Genomic DNA, 22,357 nt, shown 5'->3' with positions numbered 1-22,357 from the left:
GAAAAAAGAGAAAAAATCTGGGAGTGATTAATGTTGAAACATCGCTGAAATAGATTCCTCGTTACTGATTCGCCGAATCGCTTCTGACAGCATACCGGATAAAGTTAAAGTTCGAACGTTGTTTAAAGCTTTGATTTCCTTGGAAAGGGGAATAGTGTCACAAACGACCACTTCATCTACCAATGAATTTTTGATATTTTTCGCCGCCTCCCCAGAAAAAACAGGATGTGTCGCGTAAGCAAAAACCCGTTTTGCCCCCCTTTCCTTTAAAGCTTCAGCCGCTTTGCACAAAGTGCCCGCAGTGTCAATCATATCGTCAACCAAGATACAATCCCTGGCTGCCACATCTCCAATGATATGCATTACCTGAGAGACATTCGCTTTAGGCCGGCGTTTATCGATAATGGCCATGTCGGTGTCATTCAATAATTTTGCGATAGCACGGGCACGAACAACTCCCCCAATGTCTGGAGAGACCACAATAGGGTTTGCTAAATTTTGTTGCAACATGTCTTCGATTAAAACAGGGCTACCAAATACATTATCAACAGGAACGTCAAAAAAACCTTGTATCTGTTCTGCGTGTAGATCGACTGTCAATACACGATCGACTCCCACACTGGATAAAAAATCCGCCACCACTTTTGCAGTAATCGGGACACGAGCAGAACGGACACGACGATCCTGGCGAGCATAGCCAAAATAAGGAATTACCGCTGTAATACGCCCCGCTGAAGCGCGACGTAAGGAATCGATCATAACGACCAATTCCATAAGATTATCGTTAGTAGGAGTGCAAGTAGATTGAATGATGAAAATATCATCGCCTCTCACATTTTCGTTAATTTGTACGCTCACTTCTCCATCACTAAAACGACCGACCGTCGCTTGGCCTAAACTTGTATATAAGCGATTAGCCACACGTTGAGCCAGTTTAGGAATGGCATTACCAGAAAAAAGTTTCATATCAGGCACGGGAAAAACCTCAGCTAAGAGCAAAAGAAATATATGTTAACCTGATTTAATTGTGGTGTTAATTGAATTTGTAAACTGTTTAAAGGCGACACGCTCTGGAACTTATGAAAACAATGAGCAAAAAGAGGGGCGAAGTAAGGTCAGCAAAGCGGTTTAGTTAATTGATATTTTTAATCAATTATAAGATGCTGTCTATTTGATGAGTACCAATAAAGCGGCAGATCCACCCCACCTTCTTGGCGCTTGGTGAAAAGCCAATACCTTAGGATGCTGCATAAGCCATAAGGGAGTATTTTTTTTTAAAATATTTCGCCCGTAGCCGTGTATTACATTGACACATTCTATTTTTTGGCGTTTGTAAGCGATTAAACTGCCTAATGCTTCTTTGGCTTGTCTTTGCGTTAATCCGTGCAAATCAAGCAATATATCGGGAAGGTAATCTTCTTTCATCAGTTTTGAAATTTCATTCAGCTCAATATCTGGCTGAATATATTCAACTGGTTCCCCCTCCTTCCAAAATACCGGGCATTGATCAGAAAAATAAGAGATAGTATTCATTTGTTCTTGTCGGAAGCGTATTGCTTTTGTTTCATTTATTTTGGATCGTTCAAAATGAGAATGAAAAACAGTATCCTGATGTAGTTTTTTCGTACCCTTTATCGATTTTCTGAAAAGAATAGATTCCTGTTTTGTTAATAAAGATCGATTTTTCATCATTTTTAAAAAATGCCACGTTTTATAAAAAAATAGAGGTAAGAATTCAAATTGAATACTATTTAAGTTTTATTCTATAAAAATTCAACTATTGATTACAATCCCACTGAATTATTCACACGCTCGATTCTGTACGCGTTCGTTTTTAATTCACAGACTTCATTATTGTTATAAGAGGTTTAATAAATCGGCAAAGGAGAAAAAATAGATGCAATCTGTTGATATTGTTATTGCTGGTGGTGGCATGGTGGGTTTGGCTTTGGCTTGTGGCCTAAAGGGTACAGGCTTGAGTGTTGCTCTTTTGGAAAAGGATTCACTAGAGCACAAAAAAACTCTTTTTTCGAGGGATAAGGCTTTACGCGTATCTGCTATTCATGCAGCGAGCGAACAATTGCTTAAGTATATAGGCATTTGGGATCAAATTTTGGTGCAGGGCGCCTGCGCTTACACCAGTATGGAAGTTTGGGATAAAGATAGCTTCGGGAAAATCTTTTTTCACGCTCAGGAGCAGGGTTGTCATCATCTTGGTTACATCATTGAAAATCAGGCTATTGAGCAAGCACTTTGGCAAAAGGCCACTGAGTCAGATCATATCACTTTATTGGCCCCTGCCCATTTTCAACAGGTGGCCTGGAGTGAAGATGCCGCTTTTGTAACCTTGGCGGATGGGCGTTTGTTGAGCGCTCGCCTCGTTGTTGCAGCGGACGGGGCCCATTCATGGTTGCGTCAATATTCAGCGATCCCTGTTACTTTTTGGGACTATCATCAACATGCATTAGTCGCTGTGATTCGGACTGAACAACCTCATCAGCAAACGGCTCGCCAAATTTTTTATGAGGATGGAATTTTGGCTTTTTTACCCTTAGAGGAGGCGCATTTAAGTTCTATTGTATGGTCATTGCCTTTTAATCAATCGACTCATTTCTTACAATGTCCTGAAGCACAATTTAATCAATCTTTGGCGGTCGCCTTTGATATGCGTTTAGGGCTCTGCGAACTTCAAGGGCAAAGACAGACTTTCCCATTAAAAGCTCGTTATGCACGTAGCTTTGCAGCTCATCGTCTGGTATTGGTCGGTGATTCAGCTCATACCATTCATCCTCTGGCAGGGCAAGGTGTTAATTTGGGTTTTATGGATGTCGCAGAGTTAATTTCAGAAATACAACGCTTGAAAACGCAAGGCAAAGAAATCGGGCATTATCCTTATTTACGTCGTTATGAACGTCAGCGAAAGCAAAGCGCGGCTTTCATGTTAGCTGCCATGCAGGGTTTCGGTGTATTATTTTCAGGAGATAAGCCTATTAAAAAGTGGATCCGTAATACGGGAATCAGTCTGGTCAATCAATGTCCGAGCATTAAATCAAAATTTTTTCATCACGCTATGGGATTAGATGAAGGTTCAAATTTTTTAAAAGATCTATGAGATATCATTAGCCTCCCGTTCTCATCACCTTTAACCCTCAATATGGAGTCTTTCTGGAAATCATGATTTAATATCGCCTGCACCCATAAACTGCCATCTTGAAGTTTTACGGCTGCCAACACAACACCGGTTCTTCGGTAGTCCTCTTCCATCTGAATTTCGAGAGCTTCACCCACATCAGGGACCCGACATGCTTTGCCTGTCAGCCAATAAAGCGCTTTTTTATTCACGCCCCTATATTCTGTTCTTGCGACGACTTCCTGCCCTGTATAACAACCTTTGGTAAAGCTGATCCCCCCTAAAGCCTTCAAATTGGCAGCCTGAGGAATAAATTGCGTTTTATTTTTCGCGTCTATAATAGGGAAACCCGATTCAATATCTAATGCTAGCCATTGTTCACTGCTTCTAAATACGGCTTGATCTTGGAGTTTCTGGATCAAAAAATCACCCTCTTTGAACGCTTGTGATACCAGCAAAAAGCGTTCTCTGGGTGAAGAGAAATGCAATAGACTGTAATCATCTTCGTGCACAACAGGCTCCGTTTCTGTCGGTAATTTTTCAAAGCAGTTTTTCAATACTTTTCTTGCTTGATCACCTGCTATCCCTAATAAAACGGTGCTTTCAGCGATGTCTATCTCCACTTTAGAAAAGACAGCATACTTTCTAAGTTCCATTAGTTCATCATGTAATAGGCTTTTCCGAGTGATAAAAGCCAGGCCTTTTAAATAATGAAACAAGCGTACCGTGCTTAATATTTTTCCTTTAGGATCACAATGTGCCCCTAAGATATGTTGATTTTCCTTCAATAGGGGAACATCTAGAGTGATTTGCCCTTGAAGATATTTCACTCGATCTTTTCCTGTGACTCTGATCAACCCCCAGTCATTGAGCAAAATCACAGTGAATGGTAACTGCTCAGAAGGTAAAGAAGCTTGGTGAGAAAATAAAGATTGATAGATCATATGATATCCTTAGCCACTTATTCCTGCATTATTGAGCCGTTTTACTAAAAACTGTTTTTTATTTAAAAAGTAATTTTTCATTAACGAACGATGTATTTTTTCTAAAAAAAGGAAGGAACCCATGAGATATATTCAATTTATCATGATGATGATTTTACCATTGAAATTGTTTGCCAATCTAGCAAATGACCTGGAATGCGCTTCTGTTGAAGGCAAAGATATGATCTTGGTAGGCAGAATTATAAAATTTATCGATAAAGATGAATGGCCTGTCTCGAATTTTGTTCTTCGAAATGAAGATGGGAATAATTATTGCGTGCAATTTAAAGATGCATCTAATGGTATCAGATGGAAAATTATATATGATGCATTTCTGTCGGAACAAGACGTAATTTTAAAGACAGATAATCTTCATAGAGTCATTGGTGTTGCGGTGATCGGGTAGTTTTTTTGGTAAGGAGCGCAAGTATTAGGAGCCTAACAATACTATATTTAACCCGCTTTCTTTCTCGGCATTGAAAATCCTTGATTATTGTTTTAAATAAAATATGATTACTTAAGTGAATACTGAATAATACATATTGAAAAAATTCAGATATTGATTGAAACATGTTTCCGACACTTTAACTGAGCGACTTCATAGAAAAACGAGGCAAAAACGCAAGTATGTCTGTAGAACTACAACCCGTGGATATTGAAGTTTTTGGTCGTTTAATCCGAGTGAATTGTCCGGAAGAACAAAAAAAAGATTTACATGAAGCGGCAGAAGAGCTAAATCAACGGTTTCAAGATTTCAAAATGCGTACGAAGGCCATTGGAGCTGAGCAGCTGGTTTTTGTTATTGCCTTGAATCTTTGTTACGAATTGAATCAAGAAAAAACGAAAGCCTGTTCGTTTGCATCCAGCATGGATGAACGTATGAGATTACTTCAAAAAACCATCGATGACGCTTTGTGTGATCAGGTTTCTGTGTCGAAAATAACGGCTTCACCGTTTGAATAAATAAAAGATAATGGTTTTGAGCTTCTTGCAGCACAATTTTTTTGTCTTTTAGTTAATTTTTAAATCAGTACGACAATATATCTCTAGGATGTTTGCCAGCGGGTCAGTCCCCTGAGCCGATATTGAATATAAAAAAATATGGTGTTCTTAACTCGTGAGCATGCTTGGTTCGCCAGGAAGCCTAAAGGTTATGACGCTATATTCACCTTGAACCAAGGGTTCAAGGGCCAAAGCTCGCAGCGGCATCTTGGAGACCCCTTTTAATTTATTGATACGCTATATAGTGATAGCCATTCACAATGGTGAAAAAATAAAATACCCCAATCGTGTCTAAAATTATTATTTTTAATAAAAAATTACTGATTATTTAATTAATTTAAAAATCAGTACTTGCAGGTTTACTGGGTATAGGTGTTCGGTCATATTGATAAATTTTCCTCTGACAGAAGAGAATCTTCTTCTTAGACAAAAAATTCGATCTCAAATGCGTGAGCATCGACGCTTATTGAGTGAAGAAAAACAAAGATCAGCGGTACAATCCGTAATTCAACATGTATCGATACATGAAAAAATCTCTCTCGCACAACATATCGGTGTTTTTCTTTCTTTTGACGGTGAAATTCCTACACAGCCTCTCATCGAATATCTTTGGCAACAGAACAAAAAAGTGTATTTACCCGTAGTGGATCCTGTTCTGGAAGCTCATTTGCTGTTTGTCCCCTATCATAAAAGCACGCCTCTGATCAGGAACAAATGGAATATTTTTGAACCGCCATTAGAGCCGACACAGGTAATACCTTTTGAAAAGCTCAATATCCTGTTTGTGCCATTAGTGGCTTTTGATAAAAATGGACAGCGTTTAGGTATGGGAGGAGGATTTTATGACCGAACCCTTCAAAAGGCTGTATCAAAAGGCCCATATCCAATTGGTTTAGCACATGATTGTCAACGGGTGAATAATTTTCCTATCGCTAAGTGGGATATTCCACTGCCAGAGATTATGACACCGAGCAAAATCTGGCAGAGGCCATCTTAATTCAGCCTGTTTTTTAAAATAATAACCGCAATTTAATCGTCCCGTCGATCTCCTTCATTAAACGCGCTGTTTCTTTTATTTTATCGGATGTCTGAGTTTCAACATCAATCATCACATAGCCGACTTGCGCATTTGTTTGCAAATATTGATTTGAAATTCTTATTTTTTGCTCAAGAAAAATTTGATGGATGCGATTTAAAATACCAGGACGATTTTGATAAATATGTAATAAGCGGTGGGTGTTTTTGCGATGATAAGGCAAAGAGACGTGCGGAAAATTCACAGAAGAAAGTGTAGAGCCATTATCGTAATATTTCATCAGCTTCACTGCTACTTCATTGCCGATATTTTTTTGGGCTTCTTCTATTGATCCAGCGATATGAGGAGTCAGGATCACATTATCAAATTCACGAAGCTTCGACTGAAAAGGTTCGTCTCTACTGGAAGGCTCTTCAGGAAAAACGTCTATGGCTGCTCCCGCCAGATGCTGATTTTTTAAAGCATTGTATAGAGCATCAATATTAACGACCTTACCACGTGACGTATTGATGAGGAGTGTTCCCCGTTTCATTTGAGCCAATTCCTTATCTGAGATCATATTTTCAGTCATGGCTGTTTCTGGAACATGCAAGCTGATCACATCGCTGATGTTTAACAAATCGCGAAGATCAGCGACTTGTTGAGCATTGCCCACCCGCAATTTTTGCTCTATATCATAGAAAAAAACTTGCAACCCGACACTTTCTGCCAAAATCCCTAATTGCATGCCGATACGGCCATAGCCTATGATGCCTAACTTTTTACCTCGTACTTCATAAGAACTTGAAGATTGCTTGTACCATTCACCCCGATGTGCTTTTGCATTGGCAGCCGGGATCCCTCTCAAAATGATGAATAATTCACCTAATGCCATTTCTGCCACTGAACGAGTATTTGAAAAAGGCGCATTAAAAATGGGAATCCCCTTTTTTGCTGCAGCATTCAGATCAACATGGTTAGTACCAATACAAAAACATCCCACTGAGATAAGTTTTTCTGCAGAGGCAAAAATATCTTCGCAGAGCTCCGTTCGTGAACGAATGCCTATAAAATGAGTATCACGAATGGCCGCTTTCAATGAAAGCTTATCTAATACCCCTTGATGATATTCAATATGAGAATAACCTTCTGCTTTTAAATGATCGACAGCAGTTTGATGAACCCCTTCTAGTAATAAAAATTTAATTTCGCTTTTTTCAGGTGACAATGTTGCCAAAAGATATCACTCCATGATTTCGACAGTATTGGATGTTGCAATTAAAACAAGGTCTGCTGGCCGAAGTGCAAATAGCCCTACGGTGACGACCCCTGCAATTGCATTAATTTTATTTTCCAAATGGATGGGATGGGCCATATTTAAATGGCGGACATCCAATATAATATTCGCATTATCGGTGATTACCCCTTGGCGATATTCGGGTAATCCCCTTAGTTTTACTAGCTCACGAGCGACATAAGAGCGCGCCATTGGGATCACTTCGATTGGTAAGGGGAATTGACCTAATATGTTGACTTTTTTTGTATGGTCCACAATACAAATAAATTTTTTCGCCATGCTCGAAATGACTTTTTCACGAGTCAATGCCGCGCCTCCTCCTTTGATCATCTGCTTATGGTGATTGACTTCATCAGCACTGTCTACGTAGATATCAATAATATCTACCTCATTGGTATCTAGAACAGGAATACCGATATTGTTGAGTTTTCTGGTGGAATCCTCAGAGCTGGAAACGGCTCCTTTGACGAGTTCTTTGATGGAGCCTAGAGCATGAATAAAGTGGGTGACCGTTGAACCTGTTCCTATTCCGACTATCATGTCCGATTTTACATAATTTAAAGCCACCAAACTGACGGCTTTTTTCATTTCATCTTGAGTCATCGTCAATTCACTATTGATTTCATGGGAATAAAAATGAACGTAACATCATTCATGTTAATGAATTCCGATATCCACGTTTTTTTGATTGTGATGTGGTGTTTTAAAGTGGACAGAGCGACTGGCTAATATCGCAGTAAGAATCACAAATAAATGTCCTTCAGAAGAATCTAGCAAAAATGAATTAAAGAAATGGCAAGCCATATAACTCATCAGTACCGCGATAAACATATTCTTGATTTCACTCGGGTGTTGACAGGCCGAGCGAAAAAAACACCACATCCACACAAGAAAAACAGTCAGCCCGAGCAATCCTGATTGAAGGGTCTGAATTAAATATTCATTATGCGGATTATGAATGATGAAATTGCCTTGCTTAGAAACATGCTCAAATGCACCTGCACCGTGGCCTAAAATCGGCGCTTCCTTTATGAGTTGCCAGGAACGTAATGCAAATATTGTGCGTAAGCCCATTGAAGTATCGCAGGCCTCAAGTAAATTTGGCTGTGATGCGGCCAAACAGGTTTGGATTTCTTTTATGGCAGTATGCATACGGACGTTTGCCTTATTCGGCACAATGACAAGAACAGCGCCTAAAATAAGCGCAACTATGATCATTCTCAATTGATGCACTTTAGAGCAGGATAAAAAAATCCAGGTAAAAAAAGCAACTACTAAAGCAAGATACCCTGTTCTACCTTGCACCATGAAAAAGATATTATAAACCCCCAGGCAAGTCAGTAATGCATACCCGCCAGATTTTATTCCTTTATGATGAAAAGTTTGTTGCAACCAGATCAGCACGGCCAAGGCCATAAAAAAATTTTGGGTGATATGCATCTTAAAAACAGTGGGATTGCTCAGGTAGGCTGTGCCCAACGGAAGATCAAATTCCCAGATGAGAAAACTGGTAAATAAAATAATGGCATTCGCTAATAAAAATCCTTTTACAAACTGTTTGGACAACGATCGAGACATTAAAAAAAAAAGAGAAAGGGGCAAAATAAATAATAGTTTTTTGTATTTATAGATCATCTTGACTCCATAGACATCGTACTGAGTCAGGAGTGAGAGAAGCAACAATAAAAACAAGACAGCAGGTAACCAAACAAGAGGATTTTTAGCTAAAATTTTTATGAAATGGCGATTAGGCCTCAAAAAAACACAGAGTAACGCCAATACAAGCAAAAAATGCATTAAAACATTAGAGGTAGGTAAAGAAAAACCTAACAAGAATGCGATCACAGTTGCAAATGTAGTGAAGCGGTGTTGAGGTGTAAAGTAATTTAAAAATGGAGCGGAAAATATCATTGAGGATCCTAAATTTAAAGAATGTATTTTACACAGAGAAACATCTAAACAAATAGCGGAACCACCATAATGGCCTCCACCATCTTTTTTGAACAGGAATCGGAGCTGTTCGAGAATAAATAGTATCAATAGACCATGTAAAGTTCAGAAAGATTCGACTATGACCGTATTCTTTACCGAATCGAGCGATTTCAAGCTTTTTTCTTAAATCTATGGGGGTGTTATGAGAAAGATCTCTGTTCAAAGAATGATAACTTTTTTCTCTATCTATATTGCGATCGATACACCTGAATTTTTTAGCCAGATATTTTGGTTTTGAGCCATGATCTTTATGAAATTTGACAAAACGATAATCTTCAGCGCCATAATGACCCGCAAATTCCTCATCGTATCCGTACAGCCTGAAAAATCTTGCTCTGGATAAAAAGAAGACATTCGGATGCCCTCTACATGCTTTTTTTGTTTGAGGATCGGTTCGATAAATCCGATAAAAAGATCGCTCAGGATTTCCTGCATTGACCAGATATCTAAAGGTGTCTTCCGGCAGTTTACAATCGAGATCCATCAAAATAATTTTGTCTGATTTTGCATAAACAACCCCTAAATTTCTTGCGCCGGCTTGATTCCATTCAATATCCTCAGTGATTTTTAACCAAGTGATATTGAGATCAAAATGATTTACTTTGTATTTTAATGGAGAGCAATCATCCACAATCACAAATTCAACCTGGTCTTTAATATCATCAGGGTAGTTTTCATACTCTCTCAATAAAGACTCTACAGAATTGATATTGGCTTGATTGCAGTAAAAATGAGTGATGTAAGTGAGTTTGATATGTTGTTTATCTAACATATGCCTTTTTTTGACAATATCGCTGTCTTTCATTTTTCATCCTAAAGGGTTTACGAATACGGTAGGCCTGTTAAAGATTGAAAACATACCGATATTAGAGCTTTTTAAAAATCAACTAAATTCTATTTTTTTAACTTTCACAATAGCAAATTCAACATACGCCGAAGAGGCTCAGCGGCACCCCACAATAGTTGATCGCCAACAGTAAAAGCAGATAAATATTTGGGTCCCATACTTAGTTTTCGTAATCGACCCACGGGCACATCAAGAGTACCGCTTACCGCAGCCGGAGTGAGTCTGTCTAAAGTCGTTTGTTTTTTGTTTGGAATCACCTTGACCCATTCATGATAAGAACCCAGAATTTGTTCTATCTCTTTGATAGGAACATCTTTTTTTAGTTTGAGTGTAATCGCCTGGCTATGGCAACGCAAAGCGCCGATACGTACGCATATGCCATCAATGGGGATCATCGTTTTATTGTTCAAAATTTTGTTGGCTTCCACCTCCGCTTTCCATTCTTCACGAGTCTGGCCATTTTCTGAAGCGATATCAATCCACGGAATCAAACTTGTTGCTAAAGGGGCTTCGAAACAGTCCGTTGGAAGATCGCCGCTCCGTGTCAATGCCATGATCTCGCGCTCTATTGCGAGAATCGTTGCAGCGGGATCTTGTAGCTGTGACGCTACTTCTGTATAGCAAAGCCCCATTTGAGTTAATAATTCACGCATATGACGTGCCCCGGCCCCTGAAGCGGCTTGATAAGTTGCAAACGAAACCCATTCGATCAAAGAGGCATTAAACAATCCTCCCAGAGACATCAGCATTAAGCTCACGGTGCAATTGCCGCCGACAAAGGTTTTAATCCCTCTATTTAAAGCACATTCGATCAGGCTCAAATTCACAGGATCCAGCGCTATAACACTGTCTTTTTCCATCCGCAATGCAGAGGCGGCATCAATCCAATAACCCTGCCAACCTGTGGCACGCAATTTCGGATAAACTCTGTTGGTATATTCCCCTCCCTGGCAGGTCAGAATGATATCTAATGATCTTAATGTTTCGATATGATGAGCATCTTGTATTTTGCCCATTGTAGGAGAAAAATCAGGATTGGCTTGACCTTTTTGAGATTCTGTTGTGGAAAAAAAAATCGGGTCTAAGCGTTTAAAATCATCGGTTTCTTTCATACGTTGCATTAATACCGAGCCAACCATGCCGCGCCAACCTATCAAACCTACTTTTTTCATAAAATTTTCCTGATGAAGAGAATTGAAAATAATAAAATTATCTACTACTTTACAACACTGTAGACAGTGTTTATAGTGCGATCCGCGTTTGGAGGGGTGGCTGAGTGGCTGAAGGCAACGGTCTTGAAAACCGTCGACGGGCAACCGTTCGTGAGTTCGAATCTCACCTCCTCCGCCATAGTTATCAATTATACTCCCTTTGTAATCCGAAATACCCTTGGCTTTCAAATCATGAAACGTACAGTCAAGTTTGTAAGCTATTTCCTATCGTTACCTTGACTGCATTTTATTTACCCTCTTTCTACCCCCATCTGTAAACACGAGGCATACTGGCTACCTAAGGATTGACCGGGGTTTTACTCTGCAGTCCTTTATATTCATTTTTTTAATCAATCAAAACAAACGAAAAAACTCATAGCTGTGAATACCCTGTTTAAAAATCCAAAAATATTCGTATGATATGAACTTTTAAGGCGCACAAGGTACTTTAACGAGAGTATAATGCGTCGTTTTTTATGTTGATTTTTAGGAGCCTCTATGTCTATCACGGCAAATCGCTTATACCGTGACAGTTTTAATTTTTTGCGAAATGAATTATTCACGATTGTATTGCTGACATTATTCGCTGCATTAACAACCGTCATGATTAATCATTTATTTTTACCCACCCAGGAACAACTGAACATTTTAGAAACCACAAAAAACCAGATTGACGCTCAAAATATAGGGATTAAACAGATGATCTCTCAGATGAGCCCTGAGCAGCAAATGGCAATACTGAAAATATCCGCTTGCGCGACTTTTTCAATGCTATTGGGTCATGTTCTTTTAATAGGAGGGATGTTAAGTATCATGATAGAGATATCAAACAATCGCCCTGTCAGATTTTTGAAAACTCTGTCTACTTTCTTACCTGTACTGCCTAAGTTATTTTTATTGGTTTTTATTTGTACACTATTGATCCAACTTGGACTAACCGCTTTTATTATTCCTGGCATTATTATCGCACTGAGCGTTTCGTTCTCTCCTATTATTTTTATCAATGAAAAAGTAGGGATTTTTTCGGCCATAAGCCGCAGCAGTAAAATGGCATTTACTCATGCTCGTCTCATTATTCCAGCTATGTTGCTCTGGTGGAGCGCCAAACTCCTGCTTTTGCTGTTGCTTTCAATCAATCACCTTAATATTTCTTCTCACAATATGATGATACTGATATTTAACGCCTTAAATTATTTTTTATTGGCATTCTTACTGGTTTATTTATTTCGTTTATACATGTTATTGCGGGCATAAAATGAAAACACTTTTAGATTTGATCCCGTTAATCATATTTTTTATTTTTTATAAAAAATATGACATCTTTGTTGCTTCCGGTGCATTGATTGTTTCCAGTCTCTTCGTTTTGGCTCTGGTTTGGATAAAATATCGAAAAATAGAAACCATGATGCTGGTGAGTACAATTATTGTCGTGGTATTGAGCAGCATGACATTAATTTTTCACAGTGATATTTTTATTAAGTGGAAAGTGACCATCATTTATTTTTTATTCTCTGCGGCTTTACTTATCGGCCAGTGGATATTTAAAAAAACGTTAATACAACGCCTTTTGGGTAAAGAATTGAGTTTACCTGATCACATTTGGTCAAGAATGAACTTGTATTGGGCGCTCTTTTTTTTAATCTGTGGTATCACTAATATTTATATTGCATTTTGGTTTCCGCTATCAATTTGGGTCAATTTCAAAGTATTTGGTTTGACCGCGGCCACTTTTTTATTCACTTTGTTGACGGTTGTTTATATTTATCGGCACCTCGATCAAACTGATAAAAAAAAATGACATGAAAAAAGCCACTGAAAATTGGTTTGAAAGTTTTAGAACATCTTCCCTTTTATTCGACTGGCATTTGATTATTGTCGAGCTTAAAAATAATCACTGTCACACGGTTTTTAAAAGGATGCGCTTGAAATTTCCACTTTTTCATCGCCGTTTTGACGCTACGTTCAAAAATATGAGGGGGATCAGATTCTAGTAGACGTATATTTTTTACCCTGCCTTGATCATCAATGTCATATTGCACCTTCACTTTTCCCTCAATCCCGAGAGCCAAAGCTCGTGCAGGATAAACAGGTTTCACTTTTTTAAACGATACCGGCTCTGTATCTGCTCCTGTAGAAGAGGAAGCCGTTTGGCTGGATTCAACAACATCACCTTCTCTTTTTTGAATTGATTGAGTCAAAAAATCGGGATCGGAAGAGGCTTCGTTTTTTATCACCGGCATTTTGTTTGGGGCAGATTTTTTAGAGGGATGTTTTTTTGTTTTTTTTATCGGGCTATATTTATTTTTTTTAATCGGTAATGAGCGCAGTTCAGCAGAATCAACAAGATCCGCTGGTGTTGTAAACTTTTGAGAGGGCTGTTCGATAAAAGAGGGCTTTAAAAAAGAAGCTCCATGATAGTTCATGTGCACTTTTAAAGACGAAGACGCTAAATTTGGGGGTGGGATCTCAATAAAAAAATGCAAAAGCATAAAGATCAAAAAAACATGCAACCCTAAAGAAAATAAAAAAGGCCAAGCTTTTAAAAAAGGCGCCCACAAATTTTGTTTTAACATTCTTTATGGAAAATTTTTAACAAATGATAAAAAAAGCCACCTTCCGGTGGCTCATAAATAATATGGTTTTGCTTAATTAAAAGCGATAGCCTAAGCCAATTGACCAAACCTTCGCTTTTTTTCCATAGACAGATTTAGCATATTCAAAAGAACCATCGATAACAATATTTGTCATTGGATTCACCTGAAAACCTATCATACCTGCAAAGCCGTTTTTCTTGTTATCAGCTTTTTCATCAATATTTATGAACTTAGCTGCTTCTTTTACTTTTGAATGAACGAAACCTAATGCAGCATAGCCGCTCACCCATTCATTAAAGCGATAAGTTGGCCCTATTAAAAGAGAATAATAATTAAAATTTAATGAATAATTTATATCTGTTGACCCAATTTTCACCAATAGGTCGTCTTTTTTTCTTAAATAAGTGAAAGAAGTGATGATCCCTAGCTGGTTATCTATCTCATAACGATATTTAAGGTTAATCCCTTTAGGGCCAGCATCTTTATTTGTTTTTAACTTATTTTTCTCGTCGATAACCCCCAATGAACTCCAAGCGTAACCTACGGATAAAGAATTTTCTAATTCAGCATTTGCAGATGAAATGCCGACCATTGAGCCCATTGCTAATACACTGTATATTAAAGTTTTTTTCATAGCACACCCTATTTATTTTGTATAAAAATATTTTTATTGCTAAAGATAGATAAAAAGACAAAAATAAAAAACAGAGTTAAGATTGTCTCTTCGATATTATATAAGATAAATCGCATAGCTGTACATGATAAAATTTTCAAAACTTTTATCTCAGGTTTTATTTGACTTTCTTTTTCTTAAATTAACTTATTTTGAATAAAAAAATCTGGCAATTTTGGTTTTAAGATTTTTTACGCAAGAATTTTCAATCCGGTAACTTTATAGAATAGATAGTATGATAAAAAATTGGCTTAATTAAAAACGAATGCCTAAAAAATTGCCGTCACACCTTTTTTATTGCCATTAAACATTTTAGTTTATTCATAAAAAAATCGACAACGATATTTAACGTTAACCCCTTCAGAGTTAATATTTTTCTTAAATTAAAGGTTGAACTCTTTTTCATTAATTCCACATTAATTCGAAGCGTAACCGACGGATAAAGCATATGCTAATTCAGCATTTGCAGATGAAATACCGACAATGATGTTTAAAATATTATTTGTGTCATTAATTTACTCACTTATTTTGATAAATGCACAAAACAAAAGGATTGTAATTTATTTATGAACACATTTTACACCTTTATCAGCTCGATTGTGTTATTTGGATATTGGCTACTGATTGCAGGGATCACATTACGCATTTTAATTAAACGACGAGGCGTTCCCTCTGCTATGGCTTGGTTATTGGTGATCTATATTTTTCCTTTAGTCGGCATTATCGCTTATCTCTCTTTTGGTGAACTTAATTTAGGTAAGGCTCGGGCGCTGAGAGCAAAAGCTTTATGGCCATTAACAACAAACGCATTAAATCAATCAAAAGACGCCAGACAGCTCTTTTTTCCTCCACATAGTGCTGTCGCAGCGCCTTTATTTCAGCTCTGTGAACTTCGTCAAGGAATCGGCGCGATGAAGGCGCATCAATTAGAGCTCCTCACTACTAATGAGCAAACGTTAAAAAGATTGATAAGAGATATTCAACAGGCTCGACATGATATAAAGATGGTTTTTTATATCTGGCAAGTAGGGGGATGGGTAGATGACATTGCCGAAGCATTAATGGCGGCAGCACGTCGAGGTGTCAACTGCCGTCTCATGCTCGATTCTGCAGGAAGCCGAGCTTTTTTTCGTAGCCAGTATCCCGCAATGATGTTGAATGCGGGTATTCATCTTGTCGAAGCTTTAAAAGTGAATGTATTACGCATGTTTTTTCGTCGTATGGATTTGAGACAACATCGCAAAATTGTGCTGATTGATAACTACATTGTGTACACAGGCAGTATGAATATGGTCGATACTTCTCATCATACCAAGAAAAAAAACAAGGTGGGCCCATGGGTTGATCTGATGGCTCGAATGGAGGGTTCTATAGCGACCGCCATCGGCATGGTTTATGCTTGCGACTGGCAAATGGAAACCAGTAAACACATTTTACCTGAATTTTCCCGTCACAATATTGATCTTAAAGAGCATGATAAAACAGCAGGCCCTCTTCAGGTGATTGCCTCTGGGCCAGGATTTCCTGAAGACATTATCCATCAAGCCCTGTTAACGGCAGTGTATTCTGCACGTGAACAACTGATTATGACGACGCCTTATTTTGTCCCGAGTGAAGACTTGCTTCATGCCATTTGTACGGCCTCTCAAAGGGGAGTAGAGGTGATCATTATTCTTCCCTATCGTAGCAATTCTATGATAGTGAGTTGGGCAAGCCGTGCTTTTTTTGCTGACTTATTAAAAGCCAAAGTTAAAATTTATCAATTTCAAGGAGGAATGCTACACAGTAAAAGTGTTTTGGTAGATAAACAGCTGAGCTTAATTGGAACCGTGAATCTCGATATGCGAAGTTTATGGCTTAATTTTGAAATTACTGTTGCCATAGATGATCGTGATTTTGGAGAAAATCTGGCCAGTCTGCAAAATGATTATGTGAAAAATTCTGTTCTTTTAGAAAAAGATCAGTGGGAAAAACGATCTGTCTGGCAGAGCATCATTGAGCGATTGTTTTATTTTTTTAGCCCCTTGTTATAAAAATAATAAGATTGATAAAATACATAAAAAATCAACCTGCTGATCAGGATCAAAAGTATTTATAAAAAATCACTTGTTTATTTTTGTTATGAGTCATATTAATTTATGCGATTAATTTAACTACTTAAAAAAAATTAAGTTTGTCTTTTATTAAAAAAGCTCGACAGTAGATTTTTAGTTAAGTTAATTTAATTTAACAAATTTGAGACAATTTTTTTCTTAATCATATTAAAAAAGAAAAATTAACTTTAAAGCAAGATATTAATATAAAGGAAACTTATTATTTAATAATAAAATCATGTTTTTATAAAACAACATTTTATCAAAAAGTAAAAATTTATCTAAATTGAAAGTGAATTTGAAAAAATTTTAGCTTTAAGAAGCGTAAAACTTTTGAACTGACTTAAAGTTCGCTATTGCAGAAAAGAAAATAGCATTCTATTATTATTTACACACCCTCTAATATTATTTAAATATGAGATTATAACAATGAGTGAAGCTTTAAAAATTCTGAATAATATACGTACGTTGCGTGCTCAAGCCCGTGAATGTAGTCTTGAAACATTAGAAGAAATGCTTGAAAAATTGATGGCTGTAGTGAATGACCGAAAACAAGAAGAAAATAAGGCTAAAAAGGATAAAGAAGAATATAAACGTAAATTAGAAAAAATGAAGGCAATTTTAGTTGAAGAGGGTATTGACCCTAACGAGTTATTGCAAATAAGTACTTCTAATAAAGTAACAGCTAAAACAAAACGCGCCATTCGCCCTGCGAAATATCAATATATTGACGAAAAAGGTGAAAAAAAGACCTGGACAGGTCAAGGTCGTACTCCTGCGTTAATTAAAAAAGCGCTTGAAGAAAAGAAAAAATCATTAGAAGACTTCTTATTAAAAGACGGCTTATCATAAAGAATTTTATTCATTATAGTCATAAAAAATGATGAGGCATTATCAAAAATACTCTCTTTTTTCTAGAGGGTATTTTTTATTTTCTTAAAAAGAGAATTTTTCTCTAAGGCGAAATTTAAAAAAATTTTATTAATATATTTAAATAATTTAATCATATAAGTTGGGATTTTTTTATTTTCATTCAATTTTTTCCTAAATAAGTCCATAAATTTTAATATCAAGCAAATTCAGGATCTAAATAATTCATGTTAAAAAAAAAAGAGAAACAAAAGTATTACAAACCATTTGCCCTGATTCAAAAGGGTTAATTGCCAAAATTACGCATATTTGTTACGAACATAAACTCAATATTGTTCAAAACAGTGAGTTTGTAGATCATCTCACTGGTCGTTTTTTTATGAGGACAGAGCTTGAAGGGATCTTCGACAATGTGGCTTTATTGGCTGATTTGGAAAAAACATTACCTATAGGCATGCTTCAAAAATTACATACTGTCCGTCGGCAACGTATTATGGTTTTAGTGACAAAAGAAGCACATTGTTTAGGTGATCTTTTAATCAAAACTGCTTATGGTGATCTGGATGCAGAAATTGTGGCAGTCATCAGTAATCACAATGAACTTGGAAATTTAACGGAGCGTTTTGATCTGCCTTATCATTTTATTAGCCACGAGGCGTTGAATCGTGAACAACATGAGCAGCAATTGATTACTCAAATAGATCACTATCATCCGGATTATATTGTATTAGCAAAATATATGAGAGTGCTCACTCCTACCTTTGTCACACATTATCCTCATCGAATTATCAATATACACCATTCATTTTTACCTGCATTTATCGGGGCCCGTCCCTACCATCAGGCATATGAACGAGGGGTCAAAATTATTGGCGCCACGGCACATTATGTGAATCACTGTTTGGATGAAGGTCCTATTATCATGCAAGATGTGATTAATGTAGATCATTCCTATACAGCTGAAAATATGATGCTTGCGGGGCGAGATGTAGAAAAAAATGTATTAAGCAGGGCTTTATCTTTGGTATTGGCCCAACGAGTTTTTGTTTATGGCAATCGTACTATTATTTTGTAATGTTAAATGATTTTTTATAAACACGCCCCAGTAAACCTAAAGTGTACCTTCTATAAACTATGTGTGTTTTTTGATTAACTGATGAAGGAACGAATATGGCAAGTATATTGATAGTCGATGATCACCCTGTCGCTCGGTTAGCGATTAGAATGTTATTAGAAAAAGAAAACTACACTGTGGTCGGCGAAGTAGATGACGGTTTTAAAGCGTTACAGCAGGTAAAACAATTCAATCCAGATTTAATTTTGGTTGATATTGATATTCTTTCTCTCAATGGCATTGATCTGGTGCTCCGCTTACGTCATCAAGAGTATAAAGGCGGGATACTTGTTTTGACAGGGAAGGACAACGCTCACTATATCACCCGTTGTAAACAAGCGGGTGCAGACGGTTTTATTAGTAAACGCAATAATTTGTCTGAACTCAAAAATGCCTTACGTTCTATAGAATCGGGTTATAGTTTTTTTCCTTTGCAACGCGCAGAATTTTCTGACAGCAAGCCTTTTTCAGATGAAACAGATAGAATTAATCAGTTGTCTACGAAAGAATTACAGGTTTTATCCTGTTTAAGCAAAGGAATGAAAATACTCGACATTGCAGAACAAATGAAGATCAGTCATAAAACAGTGAGTACTTATAAAAGTCGTATGATGTATAAGTTGCAATTAAACAATATGGTAGATTTATATCATTTCAGCCAAAGGCATAATTTAGATTAATGTCACATTTTTTTCACTTAACAAACGCTTTTTGATTTTTCTCAAAAGGCAATATACAGAATAAAATATTTAAAAATCAAAAGATTAAAAAAATCTCACATAAAAGAAAGAATCGCAACTCAGCCCGATTTAAATATTCCCCCATCGATTTTGCATTGCGCCTATGCTAGATGGGATTTACTACAGATAAAAATCAATAGGTTATGTTTGAATGGTGTACTATTGTTGTACCGCTCGTCGGTTTTGGGGCTGACAGATTTAGAACTAGAGTACTGTAAAGCTTTAGCAAGCTGGGCAGACGTAAACCAGATTTGTTTGTTGTGAAAGATAGTTTTAAGAACAGTGTTACGGAATATCAGGTTGCTTTTCATACGTAATGATTTCCTTTGTAGTGAAGGATAATCACCACCGTTAAGATGCGAATCTAAATAGAATCAGAAATTCTGTTTATCAAGGGAAAAGCGGCTGAAATGATAACGAAAATAAAGATAGAAAATCCTCTGATTTAACTGTCTTAACAATTCATACAAAACAAAGAGAGTATCAAATTAAGCGGGATGGCTTACTAGCCAAGTATTTAGGAATATTTCCAGCCATAGTACACACCCATCTGTTATCAATTTTTTTCCATAATTTTTGTGTATCAAGTGTATTTAAGTCTAGGCACATGCCAACTTCGTTAGTCATAAATTTGAACCCAATACGTGCATAAGCATATTCAGCTACTTCATTAGCAGCAATGAGTTTAACTATTGGATTTTGTAATTTAGAACAATTTAAAACGTGCTCAATCAGTAAATAACCCGCATTCTGCACACCTGGGTGTCCTACTAAGCGCTCTATGATGATTACTTGAGGAAAAATATTAGCACTTATTAACCCAACACTTTTATTATCTAGCTGGTAAGAAAAGACTTTATTTGTTGATGATTTGATTTTGTCGCTTATACGATCTGCGTGTGTAAGAGCTTCGTGCGCTCTTATTGCAAAAAACTCTCCAAATTCTAATGAATTTTCTACAAGCGGTTTAATACTTAACTTGAAATTTTTTACTAACTTTCTCACTTCACATTTCGGTACCTCAATAATAGGGGCCTGTTGCTGTATGATGTAATGCTTGTCTGATCATTTGCTAACGAAATATTTTTTATTGATGCTTGAATACTGAACATGCTTTTAGACCTTATATATTTTCGTCGCCTCGCCTTGAAATGGCGTTTCATAGCTAAATCACTCAAAAACGATAATTAAAAATTAATTTTTTATTATCAATAATATATTCAATATTATTTAATAAAACTTCAAAAAAACGCTCATTTCAATTGATAAAAAAACTGGCCCGATAGCTTACTTAACTGCGTTAATATGAGTTAAGAAGTAAGAAAGGTTGTGTGGCAATTAAGGAAAAGATGTAATAGGGGAAAGTGGTGTGTTTATTTTTTTAAGCAGCCAGAAGCTAAATTTTTTCTACAGAAAATAATCCTTTCCCTTTCGGTTGAGGGCGCTAATTATCAATGTTGTTTTCGCTTTAATTTCTATACGAACTACTACTGTAGTATATATTTATCCAAAAGGACATATCTGATGAAAAACATCCTGATTCTGCTCATCACGGGTTTGCTGAGCGCTTTCTCGTGGGCGGACGACATCACGGGACGCGTGGTCAGCGTTCATGATGGCGATACGCTCATTCTGCTCACCCCTGAACAAAAGCAGATTAAAATTCGACTGGCAGAAATAGATACGCCAGAAATCGGCCAGCCTTATGGAAACCAAGCCAAAAAAGCGCTCGCTGATTTGGTTTTCGATCAAACCCTCACCGCTCGTTCAAACCAAAAAGACCGGTATGGCCGAGTCCTGGCTCAGCTGTATCTGGGAGAGGTGTGGATTAACGCGGAAATGGTCAAACAGGGCGATGCCTGGGTGTATCGACAACACAGTCGAGACCCGCGTTTGCTGGCCTTTGAAACCCAGGCCCGGGAAGAGAAGAAGGGATTGTGGGCCCTGCCAGAGTCACAACGCGTCCCGCCCTGGGAATGGAGAAAGTCGAGGTGGACCCAAAGGAAACATCCCCCTTTCCTCTCTGAACCCGCACCATGAACCTGGGGTGATAAACGCACATGCGCCCAAATGACCTCCTGTGAAGAAGCCCGTTTTTATTTGAAGCAATGCGGGCTGAGTGCGTTGGACAGAAACCAAAACGGCCGTCCTTGTGAAAAGCTCTGCCGTTAAGTGCAAGGCGTTTTTTTATCTCGGCACGGAAATCAAAGGAAACATCCTATAAGCTCACACAATCAGTCTTAAAGCTATACACTCATTTTTTTTAACTCAGGTTATTCACAATGATTCACATTGATATCCAAATTATTCAAGCATTTTCGAGAGCTTTCGTTGTTAAAAATTTCCGTAATCGGTTTGTACATGAGGCTATCAAAAAGCCAGCCAGACTACACCAACGCATATGTCACGGAATAGAAGACGTGTTTCCTATTGCATATAAGAATTGTTCGTTTCAGTTCTTGCCAGATGAACCGTGCTTAATTTTATGTGGTAATTTGAGATTAGAAAAAAGCACATGGAGCCAAGTACAATCAGTTGGAATTGGTGGTTTTTTAGTGATGAGTTTATCACAGTTAAAATTTTACGCTGAAACGGAAGGTAGGCCAAAATCTGAAATATGGGGGGCTTCACTCAATCATGGCACTGTTAAAAAAATTTAAATAATTATAAAGTTTTATAAAAAACCGCTCCAGATTAATCAAAATGACTTTCTTAACAATGCCATAATCGGTATCACGGGCATGCCCGATGTATTCCCTTTTTTTAATCTCAGCCCTGCTCGAAAATTTGACGAGT

Annotated in this window: 24 protein-coding genes, 1 tRNA gene and 1 other RNA gene; 15 read left to right on the top strand and 11 right to left on the bottom strand. The window is 37.3% G+C overall.

Features of this window, described 5'->3' with window-relative positions; genetic code table 11:
• Positions 1–27: 27 nt before the first annotated feature.
• Positions 28–975: a ribose-phosphate pyrophosphokinase gene (locus tag HDEF_RS09370; RefSeq protein ID WP_015874394.1), complete on the bottom strand. Its 948-nt coding sequence runs from the start codon at positions 973–975 to the stop codon at positions 28–30.
• A gap of 192 nt (positions 976–1,167) precedes the next feature.
• Entirely contained in the window at positions 1,168–1,689 is a 522-nt protein-coding gene (gene smrB, locus HDEF_RS09365) for an endonuclease SmrB (RefSeq protein WP_015874392.1), read from the bottom strand.
• A gap of 208 nt (positions 1,690–1,897) precedes the next feature.
• Here smrB and ubiI point away from each other — a divergent pair, with 208 nt between their 5' ends.
• Positions 1,898–3,112 carry an FAD-dependent 2-octaprenylphenol hydroxylase gene (gene ubiI, locus HDEF_RS09360; protein ID WP_015874391.1) on the top strand — a complete coding sequence of 405 codons (1,215 nt, stop codon included), beginning with the start codon at positions 1,898–1,900 and terminating at the stop codon, positions 3,110–3,112.
• Here ubiI and ygfZ read toward each other — a convergent pair.
• Complete coding sequence (ygfZ, locus tag HDEF_RS09355; RefSeq protein WP_015874390.1) at positions 3,064–4,074, bottom strand: tRNA-modifying protein YgfZ; 1,011 nt, start codon at positions 4,072–4,074, stop codon at positions 3,064–3,066. The two genes, ubiI and ygfZ, sit on opposite strands and share 49 nt — an antisense overlap.
• Positions 4,075–4,195: 121 nt before the next feature.
• Between ygfZ and HDEF_RS09350 the strand changes: the two genes are divergently transcribed.
• The 4 genes from HDEF_RS09350 to HDEF_RS09340 all read left to right on the top strand — a co-directional run bounded on the left by HDEF_RS09350 (position 4,196) and on the right by HDEF_RS09340 (position 6,112).
• The gene (locus HDEF_RS09350; protein WP_015874389.1) at positions 4,196–4,519 is read left to right on the top strand and encodes a hypothetical protein; all 324 of its coding nucleotides are present in this window, start codon (positions 4,196–4,198) and stop codon (positions 4,517–4,519) included.
• A gap of 221 nt (positions 4,520–4,740) precedes the next feature.
• Entirely contained in the window at positions 4,741–5,076 is a 336-nt protein-coding gene (gene zapA / locus HDEF_RS09345; RefSeq protein ID WP_015874387.1) for a cell division protein ZapA, read from the top strand.
• A 77-nt stretch (positions 5,077–5,153) separates the two neighbouring features.
• A non-coding RNA gene (gene ssrS, locus HDEF_RS11220) (6S RNA) lies at positions 5,154–5,334 on the top strand.
• A gap of 166 nt (positions 5,335–5,500) precedes the next feature.
• A complete protein-coding gene (locus HDEF_RS09340; protein ID WP_015874386.1) occupies positions 5,501–6,112 on the top strand; it encodes a 5-formyltetrahydrofolate cyclo-ligase in 612 nt (203 codons plus the stop codon).
• A 13-nt stretch (positions 6,113–6,125) separates the two neighbouring features.
• Here HDEF_RS09340 and serA read toward each other — a convergent pair whose 3' ends face one another.
• From serA to asd, 5 genes are all read right to left on the bottom strand, one after another.
• Positions 6,126–7,367, bottom strand: coding sequence for a phosphoglycerate dehydrogenase (serA, locus tag HDEF_RS09335; RefSeq protein ID WP_015874385.1), 1,242 nt, complete (start codon positions 7,365–7,367; stop codon positions 6,126–6,128).
• Positions 7,368–7,373: 6 nt separating this feature from the next.
• Entirely contained in the window at positions 7,374–8,030 is a 657-nt protein-coding gene (gene rpiA / locus HDEF_RS09330; RefSeq protein WP_015874384.1) for a ribose-5-phosphate isomerase RpiA, read from the bottom strand.
• Between the two features lie 54 nt (positions 8,031–8,084).
• Positions 8,085–9,335 (bottom strand): O-antigen ligase family protein, encoded by a 1,251-nt coding sequence (locus tag HDEF_RS09325; RefSeq protein WP_407078903.1) that lies wholly within the window; start codon positions 9,333–9,335, stop codon positions 8,085–8,087.
• A gap of 31 nt (positions 9,336–9,366) precedes the next feature.
• Positions 9,367–10,224 carry a glycosyltransferase family A protein gene (locus tag HDEF_RS09320; RefSeq protein WP_015874382.1) on the bottom strand — a complete coding sequence of 286 codons (858 nt, stop codon included), beginning with the start codon at positions 10,222–10,224 and terminating at the stop codon, positions 9,367–9,369.
• A 104-nt stretch (positions 10,225–10,328) separates the two neighbouring features.
• A complete protein-coding gene (gene asd / locus HDEF_RS09315) occupies positions 10,329–11,438 on the bottom strand; it encodes an aspartate-semialdehyde dehydrogenase (protein ID WP_015874381.1) in 1,110 nt (369 codons plus the stop codon).
• 90 nt (positions 11,439–11,528) lie between these two features.
• Here asd and HDEF_RS09310 point away from each other — a divergent pair.
• The 3 genes from HDEF_RS09310 to HDEF_RS09300 all read left to right on the top strand — a co-directional run bounded on the left by HDEF_RS09310 (position 11,529) and on the right by HDEF_RS09300 (position 13,275).
• Positions 11,529–11,616 (top strand) — tRNA-Ser (locus tag HDEF_RS09310).
• Positions 11,617–11,975: 359 nt separating this feature from the next.
• The gene (locus HDEF_RS09305; RefSeq protein ID WP_015874380.1) at positions 11,976–12,731 is read left to right on the top strand and encodes a YciC family protein; all 756 of its coding nucleotides are present in this window, start codon (positions 11,976–11,978) and stop codon (positions 12,729–12,731) included.
• A 1-nt stretch (position 12,732) separates the two neighbouring features.
• Positions 12,733–13,275 carry a septation protein A gene (locus HDEF_RS09300; RefSeq protein WP_015874379.1) on the top strand — a complete coding sequence of 181 codons (543 nt, stop codon included), beginning with the start codon at positions 12,733–12,735 and terminating at the stop codon, positions 13,273–13,275.
• Between the two features lie 52 nt (positions 13,276–13,327).
• On the opposite strand, the gene HDEF_RS09295 is transcribed toward HDEF_RS09300, so the two are convergent.
• Positions 13,328–14,050 carry a TonB family protein gene (locus HDEF_RS09295; RefSeq protein ID WP_015874378.1) on the bottom strand — a complete coding sequence of 241 codons (723 nt, stop codon included), beginning with the start codon at positions 14,048–14,050 and terminating at the stop codon, positions 13,328–13,330.
• Between the two features lie 76 nt (positions 14,051–14,126).
• Positions 14,127–14,705, bottom strand: coding sequence for an Ail/Lom family outer membrane beta-barrel protein (locus tag HDEF_RS09285; RefSeq protein ID WP_015874377.1), 579 nt, complete (start codon positions 14,703–14,705; stop codon positions 14,127–14,129).
• 605 nt (positions 14,706–15,310) lie between these two features.
• Between HDEF_RS09285 and cls the strand changes: the two genes are divergently transcribed.
• From cls to HDEF_RS09265, 4 genes are all read left to right on the top strand, one after another.
• Positions 15,311–16,777, top strand: a complete 1,467-nt coding sequence (gene cls / locus HDEF_RS09280; protein WP_015874376.1) for a cardiolipin synthase — start codon at positions 15,311–15,313, stop codon at positions 16,775–16,777.
• Positions 16,778–17,266: 489 nt separating this feature from the next.
• On the top strand, positions 17,267–17,689 hold the full coding sequence (locus HDEF_RS09275) for an H-NS family histone-like protein (protein WP_015874375.1): 423 nt from the start codon (positions 17,267–17,269) through the stop codon (positions 17,687–17,689).
• 241 nt (positions 17,690–17,930) lie between these two features.
• Positions 17,931–18,782 carry a formyltetrahydrofolate deformylase gene (gene purU / locus HDEF_RS09270; protein ID WP_015874373.1) on the top strand — a complete coding sequence of 284 codons (852 nt, stop codon included), beginning with the start codon at positions 17,931–17,933 and terminating at the stop codon, positions 18,780–18,782.
• Positions 18,783–18,877: 95 nt separating this feature from the next.
• On the top strand, positions 18,878–19,501 hold the full coding sequence (locus tag HDEF_RS09265) for a response regulator (protein ID WP_015874372.1): 624 nt from the start codon (positions 18,878–18,880) through the stop codon (positions 19,499–19,501).
• Positions 19,502–20,044: 543 nt separating this feature from the next.
• On the opposite strand, the gene HDEF_RS09260 is transcribed toward HDEF_RS09265, so the two are convergent.
• The gene (locus tag HDEF_RS09260; RefSeq protein WP_487249503.1) at positions 20,045–20,608 is read right to left on the bottom strand and encodes a hypothetical protein; all 564 of its coding nucleotides are present in this window, start codon (positions 20,606–20,608) and stop codon (positions 20,045–20,047) included.
• Positions 20,609–21,085: 477 nt separating this feature from the next.
• Here HDEF_RS09260 and HDEF_RS09255 point away from each other — a divergent pair, with 477 nt between their 5' ends.
• The 3 genes from HDEF_RS09255 to HDEF_RS12645 all read left to right on the top strand — a co-directional run bounded on the left by HDEF_RS09255 (position 21,086) and on the right by HDEF_RS12645 (position 22,221).
• Positions 21,086–21,601 carry a thermonuclease family protein gene (locus HDEF_RS09255; RefSeq protein ID WP_015873970.1) on the top strand — a complete coding sequence of 172 codons (516 nt, stop codon included), beginning with the start codon at positions 21,086–21,088 and terminating at the stop codon, positions 21,599–21,601.
• Positions 21,602–21,631: 30 nt separating this feature from the next.
• Positions 21,632–21,733, top strand: a complete 102-nt coding sequence (locus HDEF_RS13830) for an excalibur calcium-binding domain-containing protein (protein ID WP_095034718.1) — start codon at positions 21,632–21,634, stop codon at positions 21,731–21,733.
• A 110-nt stretch (positions 21,734–21,843) separates the two neighbouring features.
• Complete coding sequence (locus HDEF_RS12645) at positions 21,844–22,221, top strand: hypothetical protein (RefSeq protein WP_015873969.1); 378 nt, start codon at positions 21,844–21,846, stop codon at positions 22,219–22,221.
• Positions 22,222–22,357: the final 136 nt, after the last annotated feature.

It is taken from the genome of Candidatus Hamiltonella defensa 5AT (Acyrthosiphon pisum) (assembly GCF_000021705.1).
Classification (GTDB): domain Bacteria; phylum Pseudomonadota; class Gammaproteobacteria; order Enterobacterales; family Enterobacteriaceae; genus Hamiltonella; species Hamiltonella defendens.
The sequence above is the reverse complement of the archived record's forward strand: the minus strand, read 5'-3'. Positions and strand labels throughout refer to the sequence as shown.

Excerpts from the sequence above, each read along its gene's own strand:
- HDEF_RS09295 (WP_015874378.1), bottom strand. The coding sequence starts at position 14,050 with ATGTTAAAACAAAATTTGTGGGCGCCTTTTTTAAAAGCTTGGCCTTTT.
- asd (WP_015874381.1), bottom strand. The coding sequence starts at position 11,438 with ATGAAAAAAGTAGGTTTGATAGGTTGGCGCGGCATGGTTGGCTCGGTA.
- zapA (WP_015874387.1), top strand. The coding sequence starts at position 4,741 with ATGTCTGTAGAACTACAACCCGTGGATATTGAAGTTTTTGGTCGTTTA.
- HDEF_RS09305 (WP_015874380.1), top strand. The coding sequence starts at position 11,976 with ATGTCTATCACGGCAAATCGCTTATACCGTGACAGTTTTAATTTTTTG.
- ygfZ (WP_015874390.1), bottom strand. The coding sequence starts at position 4,074 with ATGATCTATCAATCTTTATTTTCTCACCAAGCTTCTTTACCTTCTGAG.
- HDEF_RS09350 (WP_015874389.1), top strand. The coding sequence starts at position 4,196 with ATGAGATATATTCAATTTATCATGATGATGATTTTACCATTGAAATTG.
- HDEF_RS09265 (WP_015874372.1), top strand. The coding sequence starts at position 18,878 with ATGGCAAGTATATTGATAGTCGATGATCACCCTGTCGCTCGGTTAGCG.
- HDEF_RS09320 (WP_015874382.1), bottom strand. The coding sequence starts at position 10,224 with ATGAAAGACAGCGATATTGTCAAAAAAAGGCATATGTTAGATAAACAA.
- HDEF_RS13830 (WP_095034718.1), top strand. The coding sequence starts at position 21,632 with ATGACCTCCTGTGAAGAAGCCCGTTTTTATTTGAAGCAATGCGGGCTG.
- HDEF_RS09285 (WP_015874377.1), bottom strand. The coding sequence starts at position 14,705 with ATGAAAAAAACTTTAATATACAGTGTATTAGCAATGGGCTCAATGGTC.
- ubiI (WP_015874391.1), top strand. The coding sequence starts at position 1,898 with ATGCAATCTGTTGATATTGTTATTGCTGGTGGTGGCATGGTGGGTTTG.
- HDEF_RS12645 (WP_015873969.1), top strand. The coding sequence starts at position 21,844 with ATGATTCACATTGATATCCAAATTATTCAAGCATTTTCGAGAGCTTTC.
- cls (WP_015874376.1), top strand. The coding sequence starts at position 15,311 with ATGAACACATTTTACACCTTTATCAGCTCGATTGTGTTATTTGGATAT.
- smrB (WP_015874392.1), bottom strand. The coding sequence starts at position 1,689 with ATGAAAAATCGATCTTTATTAACAAAACAGGAATCTATTCTTTTCAGA.
- HDEF_RS09255 (WP_015873970.1), top strand. The coding sequence starts at position 21,086 with ATGAAAAACATCCTGATTCTGCTCATCACGGGTTTGCTGAGCGCTTTC.
- HDEF_RS09300 (WP_015874379.1), top strand. The coding sequence starts at position 12,733 with ATGAAAACACTTTTAGATTTGATCCCGTTAATCATATTTTTTATTTTT.
- HDEF_RS09275 (WP_015874375.1), top strand. The coding sequence starts at position 17,267 with ATGAGTGAAGCTTTAAAAATTCTGAATAATATACGTACGTTGCGTGCT.
- rpiA (WP_015874384.1), bottom strand. The coding sequence starts at position 8,030 with ATGACTCAAGATGAAATGAAAAAAGCCGTCAGTTTGGTGGCTTTAAAT.